We start from the raw sequence: 14725 nt of genomic DNA, 5'->3' as shown, positions 1-14725 counted from the left end.
CATCACAAAATAAACGGGAGCTTTTGGCAAAACTACTTCAAGAAAAGGTCGAAAAGCCTCACATTTTCCCAATATCTTTTGCTCAACAAAGACTTTGGTTTATAGAGCAATTGCAGCCTGGTAATTTTGCTAATCATATATGGACAGCTTTACGTCTTACTGGTTTCCTTCGTAAATCTGCACTATTACAAACCTTTGATACAATCGTGCGTCGCCACGAAGTTTTGCGAACTACTTTCGCAACTATGGAAGAAAAACCTGTTCAGGTAATTCTTCCAAATATAAGTTTAAGTTTACCTACCATAAATCTGGAAGAGTTAACTGAGGTTAAGCAAGAAGTTGAAATTAAGAAGTTAGTTATACAAGAAATACAGCGACCCTTCAATTTGAGCCAAGCTCCATTACTGCGAGCTACTTTACTACGACTAAAAGAAACAGAACACATTCTGGTGTTCACCATGCATCATATTATTTCCGACGGTTGGTCAATGGGAGTACTAATTAAAGAAGTTACGGCACTTTATGAAGCTTTTTCTAAAGGGCAACCGTCTCCACTTGCTCAACTACCAATACAGTATGTAGACTTTGCAAGCTTCCAACGACAACAACTACAAGGAGAAGTCTTAAAATCACAACTATCCTATTGGAAACAGCAGTTAGAGGGCGCACCAGAATTATTAGAGCTATCCACTGACAAACCACGACCTGCCATTAGCAGTTTTCAGGGTTCTACCTATTCATTTGAGTTATCCGATGAGTTACATATAGCTTTAAATAAATTAAGCCAGCAGCATGGAACTACCTTATTTATGACTCTGCTGGCAGCTTTTAAAATATTGCTATGTCGTTATACTGGTAGTGAAGATATTGTTGTTGGTTCACCGATCGCTAACCGCGATCGCACAGAGTTAGAAGGATTAATTGGTCTTTTTGCCAATACAATTGCATTGCGAACTAATCTAGCGGGTAATCCTACCTTTGAGGAGTTACTAACTCGTGTGCGGAAAGTAGCATTAGGAGGCTACGCCCATCAGGATTTACCTTTTGAGCAACTAGTAGAAGAACTACAACCACAACGGAACTTGAGTTACACACCAGTATTTCAGGTGATGTTTGTACTTCAGAACACACCAATGCCTATTTTAGAATTGCCTGGTTTGACTGTAAGTCCCTTGGCAATTGATAATGGTAGTGCCAAGTTTGATTTGACTTTAGAAATAATAGAAACACCAGAAAAGCTTTTTACTAATCTGGAGTTTAATACAGATTTATTCGAGGAAACTACTATAAAACGGATGGCTGGACATTTCCAGACATTGCTTAAAAAGATTGTTGCAAAACCGAAGCTACGACTTTTAGAATTATCATTACTAACAGAACCTGAGCAGCATCAATTGCTGCGAGAGTGGAATGACACAAAAGTTGAGTATACTCAACAGCAATGTATCCATGAATTGTTTGAAGCACAGGTACAGAAAACACCTGATGCGATCGCAGTCGTCTTTGAAAACGATCAACTAACCTACCGCGAGTTGAACAACCGAGCGAATCAACTAGCTCACTATTTGCAAAAGCTAGGAGTAAAACCAGAGGTATTGGTAGGGATTTGTGTAGAGCGATCGCTCTCTATGCTCATCGGACTATTAGCCATCCTCAAAGCAGGTGGTGCATACGTACCGTTAGATCCAGCATATCCACCAGAACGTTTAGCCTTTATATTGCAAGATGCTGCTGTATCAGTATTACTAACACAGCAGCAGCTGATAGAGAATTTGCCACAACATCAAACTAGGGTTGTTTATCTAGATACAGATTGTGAAATTGTAGCTCAACAAAGCTCACAAAACCCAATTAGTGAATGTACGACTGATAACCTAGCTTACATCATCTACACCTCTGGCTCAACAGGTCAACCCAAAGGCGTCTTAGTCAATCACAGCAACGTTGTTCGTTTGTTAGCAGCAACTGAACACTGGTATAACTTTAACCGACATGATGTTTGGACACTGTTCCACTCCATAGCCTTTGATTTTTCCGTTTGGGAAATTTGGGGAGCATTGCTGTATGGTGGAAAATTAGTGGTAGTACCGTATTGGTTGAGCCGTTCACCTCAAAAGTTCTATCAATTATTGTTAACACAGCAAGTTACTATACTTAATCAGACGCCTTCTGCTTTCCGACAACTGATACAGGTAGAGCAATCCCTGGAAAATACTAACAATTTAAGCCTACGAAAAGTGATTTTTGGTGGGGAAGCATTGCAAATTGAAAGTTTAAGACCTTGGTTTGAACGTCATGGCGACCAGTCACCACAGTTAATTAACATGTACGGGATTACGGAAACTACTGTGCATGTGACATATCGTCCATTAAAAATAGCAGACTTAGAAGTAGCATCAGCAAGTTTAATAGGTCGTCCAATTGGTGACTTACAAGTTTATTTACTAGATAGATATAGGCAGCCAGTACCCATAGGAGTACCAGGTGAAATGTATATTGGTGGTGCTGGTGTGACCAGGGGTTATTTAAACCGACCAACACTAACTTCTGAAAGATTTATTCCTAATTGCTTTAGTAATAAACCCAATGCGCTTCTTTATAAATCCGGCGATTTAGCTCGATATTTACCAAATGGAGACATTGAGTATTTAGGTCGCATTGATAACCAAGTAAAAGTACGTGGTTTTAGGATTGAATTGGGAGAAATTGAGGCAATTATTAGCCAACATCCAGCAATACGAGAAACTGTAGTTGTAGTCAGCGAAGCTTCAGCAAACTCTCAACGAATAGTCGCCTACGTAGTTGCTCAAAGAGAGCAAACAATGACAATTCCTGAACTACGTAACTTTTTAGAGTCAAAGTTACCAAACTACATGATGCCAACAGCTTTTATCACACTGGAGGCACTACCACTAACACCAAATGGAAAAGTTGATCGCTTTGCACTACCTGCACCTGATACAACACGCCCCCAATTGGAAACAGTTTACCAGCCACCGCAAACTGAGGTCGAAAAAACTATTGCCGATATTTGGCAAGAAGTACTTAATGTTGAGAACGTAGGAATCCATGATAACTTCTTTCAACTCGGTGGTCATTCGTTGCTTTTAGTTCAAGTTCATAGTAAATTGCAAAAAACATTTCAAAGAGATTTTCTGTTGGTAGAAATGTTTCAATATCCAACCATCAGCCACCTAGCCAGATATTTTATTCAAGAAGCAAGAAAAGAAACATCTTTTATCAAACATTCTCATTTTTCTGAAGGTAGGACAGCTTCATTACAGCGTCGAAAACAAGCCAGAAAAGAACATCGAACAGCAATCAAGGAAAGCGGAGTTTCATCTCAATCAGGTGAACAAAATTTATAAAATTAAATTAATTAACCGCAAATCACTCAGAGAACACTGATAAGAGGTTTTTTGCTTAAGTCCTAAAGATGATTAGTTATGCAGCGCAAAATTTATTTACTATAGGAGACAAAATGACATTAAGTGAAAAAAGTTTATTATCCACAAATAATTTTTCTCCAACTGAGCGAATATTACATTCTGAAATTGGTGAGTATGTAAAACAAATGTTTGTACCTACTCTTGGAAAATCTATTGAAACCCAGATAGATGAAATAGTTAATGATTTTTCTGAAGAGTTTTTAATTACAAAAAAGGCAAATACTAATATTGAAATTGATTTAATAATTAAGAATTTTGGGGAGAGCAAAATACCTTTAGAACCTACTGACTTTGAAAGCTATTTTCAATACTTAGGTGATAACGTTGTTTCCCACTCTATACATACATCTTCACCACAATTTATTGGTCACATGACCTCGGCACTTCCTTCTTTTGTACGACCTATAGCTAAACTAATGACAGCAATGAATCAAAACGCTGTCAAAATAGAGACTGCTAAAGCTTTAAGCTTTTATGAACGTGAAGCTTTAGCAATGATGCATCGACAAATTTATAATTTATCCGATAATTTTTACAACCTGCATATTCAAAATAATCAGAGTACACTAGGAATTTTAACTTCTGGTGGTACAACAGCCAATATCACAGCACTATGGTGTGCCCGAAATAAATCTTTGGGAGCAAAAAATGAGTTTTTAGGCGTAGAAAAAGAAGGTTTAACAGCAGCTCTAAATTTTTATGGTTACAAAGGAGCAGTTGTGATTGGCTCCGAATTGATGCATTTTTCTTTTGATAAAGCTGCGGATTTAATGGGCATTAGTACCCAAAATTTGATTAGAGTGGCCGTTGACTCTAACAATCGAGTTAACATACAAGCATTACGCCAAGCCGTTGCAGATTGTCGCCAGAAAAACTTACATATTATAGCTATTGTTGGTATTGCTGGAACTACAGATTCTGGTAGTGTTGATCCCCTAGAAGATATTGCCGAGATAGCCCAAGAAAATAATATACATTTCCATGTAGATGCTGCTTGGGGTGGCCCAGTTATCTTTTCTCGAAAACATCAACAAAAGCTTGCTGGTATTGAAAAAGCTGATTCAGTCACTATTGATGGACATAAACAATTGTATTTACCAATGGGTATTGGTATGGTATTTTTCCGCGACCCTCATCTAGCTTCTTCAATCGAAAAACATGCTAGCTATACTATGCGTAAGGGATCGTTTGATTTAGGTAAACGTGCTTTAGAAGGTTCTCGACCGGGCATGGCTTTATTTTTACACGCTGCTCTAAAGCTGATTGGGCTTAAAGGATATGAGTTTTTAATTGATGAAGGAATTCGGAAAACTCAATACATGGCTGCTCGGATTTCGGTGATGCCCGAATTTGAATTGTTGGCAGATCCTGATACTAATTTATTAATTTATCGCTATATTCCAGAAGAATTTAGAGGAATAATTGCAGAAAAAAAGCTAATAGAAAAAGATAATCAAATCATCAACAATTTTAATGAATGTTTACAAAAAATGCAGCGTCAGATTGGTCGCACTTTTATTTCACGAACAACAAAAACAACCATTAGCTTGGATAAACAATTTCCTGTAATTGCCATGCGTGCAGTCATTGCCAATCCGTTAACGACTGAAGAAGATATTGACGCAGTTTTAAATGACCAGATTCAGATTGCTTCTGAAATTTCAATTTCACATGTATCAAAAATGAATAATTAACTCAATACGGTTCAGTTAAGGACAAGACTTATCCAAAATTAAGAAAAAACGAACCACAAAGGGCGCAAAGGACACAAAGGAATAAGAGTTTCAGAGAGTTTTTGCGTAAGTCCTGAAAGGTTTTTGGCGCTAACTGAACCGTATTGATAATTAACTAAGTCTTCTTTACTGCTTTGAAGGTAGACAAAAAATATTGATCATTAGGGTTTGACTGATGGATATAGCAAATAATTTTATTCATACTTTAAATGATAAAGACGAAATCGCTATTATTGGTATGGCAGGTCGTTTTCCTGGAGCAAATAAAGTTGATAGCTTTTGGCAAAACCTGCGGGATGGTGTAGAGTCAATATCATTTTTCACAGACGAGGAATTAATATCTGCTGGGATAGATTCAGCATCGCTGAATGATCCCAATTATGTGAAAGCAAGCGGTGTATTAGAAGACATAGAGTTATTTGATGCTTCCTTTTTTGGCTTTTCTCCCAGAGAAGCTGAAATTACAGATCCACAACACCGCCTTTTTATGGAATGTGTTTGGTCAGCTCTAGAAAATGCTGGTTACAATTCTGAAACTTATAGTGGTCAAATTGGCCTTTTTGCTGGTGTAGCAGCAAGTTACTATCTGCTTTCAAACTTATATCCCAACCGAGAGTTGATGGAATCAGTAGACAGCTTCCAAACTTTGATTGGAAATGATAAAGATTTCCTGCCTACGCAAGTTTCTTACAAGTTAAATCTAAAAGGGCCAAGTATCAATGTACAGACTGCTTGCTCCACATCATTAGTGACTGTCCACTTAGCCTGCCAAAGTTTAATGAATGGCGAAAGCGACATTGCTTTAGCTGGTGGTGTTTCTATTGCAGTGCCACAAAAAACTGGCTATCACTATCAACAAGGAGGAATTCAATCTCCTGACGGTCATTGCCGAGCTTTTGACGCTCAAGCTAAAGGAACTAATGGTGGCAATGGTTTAGGTGTAGTAGTCTTGAAAAGATTAGAAGATGCTATTGCCGATGGTGATTTTATCCATGCAGTAATCAAAGGTTCTGCTGTTAATAACGATGGTTCTTTAAAGGTTGGATATACAGCTCCTAGTGTTGATGGTCAAAGGGAGGTAATTTTAGAAGCGCTTGCCCTAGCTGGTGTCGAACCTGAGACTGTTACTTATGTAGAAACGCACGGTACAGGAACCGTCTTAGGAGACCCGATTGAAATTAAGGCTCTTACACAAGCTTTTCGTGCTAGCACAAATAAAAAAGGCTTTTGTGCTATCGGTTCACTAAAAACTAATATTGGGCATCTGAATACAGCAGCAGGTGTAGCAGGATTAATTAAAACTATACAAGCATTAAAACATAAACAAATACCTCCAAGCTTGCATTTTCAGGAGCCAAATCCACAAATAGATTTCGCTAATAGTCCCTTCTACGTCAACACCAATTTATTAGAGTGGAAAACCGACGGTACACCCCGTCGAGCAGGTGTAAGTTCTTTTGGCATCGGTGGGACTAATGCCCATGTTATTTTGGAAGAAGCGCCAGTGATTGAGGCTTCGAGTCCCTCGCGTCCTTGGCAATTATTACTGTTATCAGCCAAAACCAGCACGGCTTTAGACACTGCAACAGCGCAACTGCGTGATTATTTAGAGCAGAACCCCGATATTCCCTTACCAGATGTCTCTTACACCCTACAAGTAGGTCGTCGAGCTTTTGACTATCGCCGCATCATGATTACCCCCGATCTAAACGATGCGGTAAAATCGCTTAACAGCCAAGACCCACAACGCATTTTTAGTCACCACTATGAGCCAAGTCATTGTTCAGTCATCTTCATGTTTTCCGGACAAGGGTCACAATATGCAAACATGGGTCGGGAACTGTATGAAGTAGAACCGACGTTTAAAAAACACGTAGATAGTTGCGCCGAGATTTTGCAACGCCACCTCGGTCTTGACATCCGCTCCCTACTTTATCCCAAGGAACAAGACACAGAGACGGCTTCAAAGCAACTACAACAAACAGCCCTTACCCAAAGCGCGTTATTTGTTACAGAGTACGCCCTGGCCCAGTTATTAATGTCATGGGGAGTACAACCAGAAGCAATGATTGGTCACAGCATTGGGGAATATATCGCCGCGACTGTCGCAGGTGTATTTTCCCTAGAAGATGCCCTATTGATTGTGGCAAAAAGGGGAGAGTTAATGCAACAAGTGCCTACAGGAAGTATGCTGGCAATTAGGCTTCCAGAAAAAGATGTGCAGTTGCTACTCTCTGCCCAGACATTGGATAAAAATTCTCTTCAAATCGCAGCGATTAACAGCCCATCTTCTTGTGTAGTGTCTGGTACAAACGAGGCAGTTGCGACACTAAAAAATCAATTATCTTCTCAACAAGTTGAATGTCGTCTGCTACATACATCCCATGCCTTTCATTCACAAATGATGGAACCAATATTGGAACCATTTGTGCAAGCTGTAAAAAAAGTCAAACTGAATCCACCATGCATTCGGTTTATTTCTAATGTAACTGGGACTTGGATTACAGATGCACAAGCCACAAATCCCGATTATTGGTGTGAACATTTGCGGCAAACTGTGAGATTTTCAGATGGAATATCTCTACTGTTAAAGCAGTTTGAAGGTGTTTTTCTAGAAGTGGGACCAGGACGAACCTTAAGCACATTAACAACACAGCATTTAGATAAAAATAGCAAACAACAAATACTAACTTCATTACGCCATATTCAAGACCAACAATCTGATGTTAACTTTTTGTTGCAGACATTAGGTCGGTTGTGGCTTTTTGGTGTAGAGATTGACTGGTCAGGATTTTATACTCACGAGCAGCGTCATCGTCTACCTTTGCCGACTTACCCCTTTGAGCGACAAAGGTACTGGATTGATGCTAAAAAGCAAGGACAAGATAGCGATGTCAACGACGGACTACGCCTACGCACACCAGTATCACTGGCTAAAAAACCTGATATAGCCGACTGGTTTTATATTCCTTTTTGGAAACCTTCTTTACCCCCAGTACAACTAAAATCTCAAGAATTAGCAGTTCCCAAATCCAGCGCCTTGGTATTTCTTGATGAGTGTGGCTTGGGTATCAAATTGGTAAAAGAACTAGAAAAATACAACCAGGATGTTATTACTGTAAAACTTGGTAAAAGATTTACAAGATTAGCTAATCAATATACGATTAATCCTCAAAATTATCAGGATTATCATACCCTAATCAAGGAACTTATTGGACAAAAACAGTTACCAAAAACGATAGTTCATCTTTTGAATGTTACACCTAGTAGTGAACAAGAATTAGAAATTGAACAAGTTGAACAAACTCAAATAAGAGGATTTTACAGTCTCCTATTTCTTGCCCAAGCTTTGGGAAGACAAGAAACTACTGATGATTTTAACATTACAGTTATTTCTAACAATCTACAGCCAGTAACGGGAACGGAAGTACTTTCTCCAGAGAAAGCAACTTTACTTGGACCAATGAAAGTTATTTCTCAAGAATATTCAAACATTAATTGTCGTAGTATTGATGTTATTCTACCCGCCAATGGCAGTTGGCAAGAAGAAAAACTTCTAGAGAAAATACTAGCAGAACTGACGGATGATGATTCCCAAAAGTTAATTGCTTATCGAGGTTTGAATCGGTGGGTGCAAAGTTTTGAGCCTGTGCGCTTTGAGCAAGCTAAAATCGAAAAGCCTCGACTAAGAGAAAAAGGAGTCTATTTAATTACAGGTGGACTCGGAGGTATTGGACTTGTTTTAGCAGAATACTTAGCTCGAAATGTACAAGCAAAACTACTGTTAGTAGGACGTTCTGCTTTGCCAAAAAAAGATGAATGGGAAAAATGGCTCACTACTCATGATGAGGCTGATAGTACTAGCTGCAAGATTCGCAAAGTTCAAGAACTCGAACAGTTGGGTGCAGAAGTTTTGGTAGTGAATGCTGATGTGGCTAACCAGGAAGAAATGCAAAATGCGATCGCTCGCGCTCAAGAGCAATTTAGTCAGCTAAATGGTGTTATCCACGCTGCTGGAGTTGTTAGTGGTGAGTCTATTGAAAAGATAGGTAAAAGTGAATGTGAGCAGCAATTTAAAGCAAAAATATATGGATCTTTAGTATTAGAAAAAGTCTTGCAAGATAAACAGCTTGATTTTTGTTTATTACTATCTTCTTTATCGTCTGTTTTAGGAGGACTAGGATTTATTGCCTATTCAACAGCAAATATCTTTATGGATGCTTTTGTACACCAACATAATCAGAATCATCCAGTTTCATGGACAAGCATAAGTTGGGATGGCTGGCAACTTGAAAAAGAGAATAAACAAAGTACATCTTTAGGTGCAAGTTTGCATGAATTGGCTATTCAGCCAGAAGAGGGGATAAAAGCGTTTGAAAGGGTTCTAGGCTGTAGTGAATTTAATCATATAGTTGTCTCTACTGGAGAACTGCAAGCTAGAATTGACCAATGGCTGAAGCTGGAATCTTTTGCAGAAAAAGAAGCAAATTTATTACTGTATGACAGGCCTGATTTAGAGAATATATACGTTGCTCCTAGAAATGAAATTGAGCAAAATATTGCTAATATATGGCAAGAAATTCTAGGGATAAAAAATGTCGGACTCAATGATAACTTTTTTGAATTAGGAGGAGATTCTTTATTAATAATTCAAGTTCGTAGTAGAATGCTCAAAAAATTCAATAGGAATTTATCTGTCGGAGAACTATTTGAATATTCAACAGTAAGTACCTTAGCTGAATATATCGACAACAAAAAAATTGAGGAACCAACATTCCAACAAGCCGATCAACGTGCTAGCAGAAAAGAAGCAGCTATGCAAGAAAAAAGACAATTAATGCAACAAAGGAGGAAGGTACATGGATAACCAAGAAATCCACGATTCTATCAGAAGCATAGCCGTAATCGGTATGGTTGGTCGATTTTCAGCTACTAAAAGTATTGAGGAATTTTGGGAGAGTTTATGTCAGGGAAAGGAGTTAATTACCTTCTTTAGTGATGAAGAATTAGAGGCTTCAGGCGTAGTTCCAGAATTGTTGAGCGATCGCAATTATGTGAAAGCTGGTGTTCGTCTGCCAGATATTGAGATGTTTGATGCCCCTTTCTTCGATATTTCGCCAAGGGAAGCCGAAATTATCGATCCTCAACACCGGATTCTGCTTGAATGTGCTTGGCAAGCATTGGAAAATGCTGGTTATGAACCTGGTTCAGGCAAAGGCTTGACTGGTGTTTATGTGGGAACCAATATGAGTAACTACTTTCTAACCAAACTCAGTTCCCGCCCTGATATGATTCAATCAATGGGTCTGGCAATTATATATGGCAATAGTCAGGACTTCGCCGCTACAAGAATTTCATATAAATTGAATCTGAAAGGGCCCAGTCTCAACGTTCAGACTGCTTGCTCTACATCATTGGTTGCTGTTCACTCAGCTTGCCAAGGATTGCTAAACTATGAATGCGATATGGCTTTAGCAGGTGGTATTTCCATAGAATCTCTCGAAAAGCAAGGTTATTTCTATCAAGAAGGAAGTATCACTTCTCCTGATGGTCACTGTCGAGCTTTTGATGCTAATGCCCAAGGAACTATTTTCGGAGATGGAGTCGGGGTTGTTGTCCTCAAGAGATTAGAGGATGCTTTAGCAGATGGTGATTGTATTCATGCAGTAATTAAAGGTTCAGCCATCAATAATGATGGTGCAGCAAAAGTGGGATATACAGCTCCTAGTGTGAGTGGTCAAGCTGAGGTGATAGCTGAGGCTCAAGCGATCGCAGGAGTTGCTCCAGAAACCATCACTTATATCGAGGCTCACGGAACTGGTACAGCTTTGGGAGATCCCATTGAAATTAGTGCTTTGAAAAAGGCATTTGCAGGTCGCACCAAACAGAAAGCATTTTGTGCGATCGCATCAGTAAAAAGCAATATCGGGCATTTAAATACAGCTGCTGGGGTGACAGGCTTAATTAAAACAGTTCTTGCACTAAAACATCAACAAATACCTCCTAGTTTGCACTTTGAACATCCTAATCCTGAGATAGATTTCGCCAATAGTCCCTTTTATATCAACACCAAATTATCAGAGTGGAAAACCAACGGTACACCTCGCAGAGCAGGTGTAAGTTCTTTTGGGATTGGCGGGACTAATGCCCATGTGATTTTGGAAGAAGCCCCAGCGACTGAAGCTTTCAGCCCTTCGCGTCCGTGGCACTTGTTACTCCTGTCAGCCAAAACCAGCACAGCGTTGGAAACCGCGACAGCGCAATTATCTACTCACTTGGAGCAAAATCCTGATATTCACCTACCTGATGTTGCTCATACTCTACAAGTGGGTCGTCGCGCTTTTGAACATTGTCGCATGGTAGTTTGTCATGACCAAGAGGATGCAGTCAAAGCGCTGACTTTCCTCGATCCGCAACGTGTTTTTACTTACCACCGCAAGCCAAGTCATTGTCCAGTCATCTTCATGTTTTCCGGACAAGGGTCACAATATGCAAACATGGGTCGGGAACTATATGAAGTAGAACCGACGTTTAAAAAACACGTAGATAGTTGCGCCGAGATTTTGCAACGCCACCTCGGTCTTGACATCCGCTCCCTACTTTATCCCAAAGAACAAGACACAGAGACGGCTTCAAAGCAACTACAACAAACAGCCCTTACCCAAAGTGCGTTGTTTGTTACAGAGTACGCCCTAGCTCAGTTATTAATGTCATGGGGGATACATCCAGAAGCAATGATTGGTCATAGCATCGGGGAATATGTCGCCGCAACTGTTGCAGGTGTATTTTCCCTAGAAGATGCCCTATTGATTGTGGCAAAAAGGGGAGAGTTAATGCAACAAGTGCCCAGAGGAAGTATGCTGGCAATTAGGCTTCCAGAAAAAGATGTGCAGTTGCTACTCTCTGGACAAACGTTGGATAAAAATTCTCTACAAATCGCAGCGATTAACAGCTCATCTTCCTGTGTAGTGTCTGGAACAAACGAGGCAGTTGCAACACTAAAGAATCAATTATCCTCTAAAGAAGTTGAATGTCAACTGTTGCATACATCCCATGCCTTTCATTCACAAATGATGGAACCAATATTGGAACCATTTGTGCAAGCTGTAAAAAAAGTCAAACTGAATCCACCATGCATTCGGTTTATTTCTAATGTAACTGGGACTTGGATTACAGATGCACAAGCCACAAATCCCGATTATTGGTGTGAACATTTGCGGCAAACTGTCAAGTTTTCAGATGGAATATCTCTACTGTTAAAGCAGTTTGAAGGTGTTTTTCTAGAAGTGGGGCCAGGACGAACATTAAGCACATTAACAACACAGCATTTAGATAAAAATAGCAAACAACAAATACTAACTTCATTACGCCATATTCAAGACCAACAATCTGATGTTAACTTTTTGTTGCAGACATTAGGTCGGTTGTGGCTTTTTGGTGTAGAAATAGATTGGTCGGGATTTTATACCCACGAGCAGCGTCATCGTTTGCCTTTGCCTACTTACCCCTTTGAACGACAACGGTACTGGATTGATGCTAAATCCCCATCACCCTCTTTAAATAGCAAGCCAGTAAAATTAGATAATAAACAAGATATTGCCGACTGGTTTTATGTTCCTTCATGGAAACGCTCTTTACTGCTTAATTCATCCTCTTCTCAAATAAAATATACACAAGACAAGTGGCTAGTTTTTGTTGATGACTTAGGAGTTGGTGAACAATTAATTAATGCGTTGATAAATCAAGGTAAAAATGTCATTACGGTTAAGCAGGGAGAAAAGTTTAGTAAAGTAAGCGATTATGTTTATACAATTAATCCCTATATATACGAAGACTATGACACTTTGTTTCAAAAAATCATATTATTAGGTAAAATTCCCCACAATATTGTTTATTTATGGAGCATTAATAAACTAGAAAATTTTCAATATAGCAAGTATTTAGAATTCAACAGTTTGCTGTTTTTAACGCAGAACATTAGTAAGCTCAAAATTAGCGATCGTGCCGAGCGCAGTAACTTTACGAACAATTGCTTAGAACTTTATGTCATATCAAATAACATTCAAGAGGTCAATGGCAATGAAAAAATAGATCCAGAAAAGGCAACAATATTAGGTTTATGTAAAGTTATTCCTCAAGAATATCCTAACATTATCTGTAAGTGTATCGATATTGCCTTGAAAAATCAACAAGATGGAGAACAAGAAAATTATAAAAATATTATTGACCAACTTTTAAGTGAATTAACAACTGTATCCTCAGATTTAGTGGTTGCTTATCGTGGTTCCTACCGTTGGGTACAAACTTTTGAGCCAGTTTGCTTAGACTCAGTAGCTGAAGAAAAAATACTGTTGAGGAAACAAGGTGTTTACTTGTTTATTGGTGGATTAGAAACTATTGAAGTTGTACTTGCAGAATATTTAGCAAAATCTCTACAAGCCAAACTTATATTTATCGAGGATTCTGCTTTTCCCCAAAAAGATGAATATTTACGATGGCTGGAAACTCACACCCCAGAAGATGAAGTGAGACGCAAAATCGAAAAACTGCAAACATTGGCTGAATTGGGTGCAGAAATTTTGGTCTTGGGTGCAGATACAACCAACTATGAGCAAATGTATCAGAGCCTTAAACCTGAGAATATTGGTCAAATTCATGGGGTTATTTATTCGACTGGAATAAAGCGTGAAAATATATTTAGTTCAATTTCAGAAATTGGTAAGATAGAATTAGGAAATTTATTTGACTCTCAACATCGCCAAATTAGTGTATTAGAACAAGTTTTAAATAATATAAAATTAGATTTCTGTATTGTCTTCTCTTCTTTATCTTCCATTTTAGGAGGATTCGGTTTAGGTTTATATTCAGCAGCTAATCATCTCATAGATACTTTTACTAACCGACACAACCGAAACCATTCTTTGCCGTGGTACGCTATAAACTGGGACAAAATACAACTCAATACAGATCAAGACCAAAAAATATTTGAACAGGCATTTGGGGTAGAATTAGCCATTACTCCAACAGAAATTATCGAAGTATTTCAACGAATATTATCTCTAGATAAAGGAACTCAGATTGTTGTTTCTACGATAGATATAAAAGCTAGGTGGGAGCGCACATTTAATTTTAACTCTCTACCAGATTTAAAATTTTCCTCTCAAGTAGACTTATCCTCACACTACTCCAGGCCTAATCTTAGTAATTCATATATTGCTCCAATAAACGAGTTGGAAAAACAAGTTACCCAAATATGGCAAGAGGTACTAGGAATTGCAGAAGTTGGTATTTACGACAACTTTTATGAGTTAGGAGGAGACTCTATCATTGCAACTCAACTAGTTTCTCGATTGCGAGCAAAGTTTCCCGTAGATTTACCACTACGTGACCTTTTGTTGGAAGCAATGATACCAGTTAAGCAAGCAGAAATTATTGAGCAACTTCTGTTGGAAAAAATTGAGGAGTTATCTGACAAAGAGGTAGAATCTTTTTTAACTAATCTTCCACAATAATTATTTAACTTTCAACTTTTATTTGCAAACA

General features: G+C 38.6%; 3 protein-coding genes and 1 pseudogene. All 4 read left to right on the top strand.

What is annotated here, in order from left to right; genetic code table 11:
- Positions 1–2 precede the first annotated feature (2 nt).
- A pseudogene (locus CDC33_RS09895) lies at positions 3–3368 on the top strand (non-ribosomal peptide synthetase); the annotation flags it as partial.
- 113 nt (positions 3369–3481) lie between these two features.
- Positions 3482–5143, top strand: coding sequence for a pyridoxal-dependent aspartate 1-decarboxylase PanP (panP, locus tag CDC33_RS09890; protein WP_109012518.1), 1662 nt, complete (start codon positions 3482–3484; stop codon positions 5141–5143).
- Between the two features lie 214 nt (positions 5144–5357).
- Entirely contained in the window at positions 5358–10049 is a 4692-nt protein-coding gene (locus tag CDC33_RS09885; RefSeq protein WP_109008335.1) for a type I polyketide synthase, read from the top strand.
- The gene (locus CDC33_RS09880; protein WP_109008334.1) at positions 10042–14694 is read left to right on the top strand and encodes a type I polyketide synthase; all 4653 of its coding nucleotides are present in this window, start codon (positions 10042–10044) and stop codon (positions 14692–14694) included. The genes CDC33_RS09885 and CDC33_RS09880 overlap by 8 nt, the downstream gene beginning before the upstream one ends.
- The last annotated feature ends 31 nt before the right edge of the window (positions 14695–14725 follow it).

This window comes from Nostoc commune NIES-4072, assembly GCF_003113895.1.
Taxonomy (GTDB): domain Bacteria; phylum Cyanobacteriota; class Cyanobacteriia; order Cyanobacteriales; family Nostocaceae; genus Nostoc; species Nostoc commune.
This window is presented reverse-complemented; position numbering and strand designations above follow the sequence as displayed.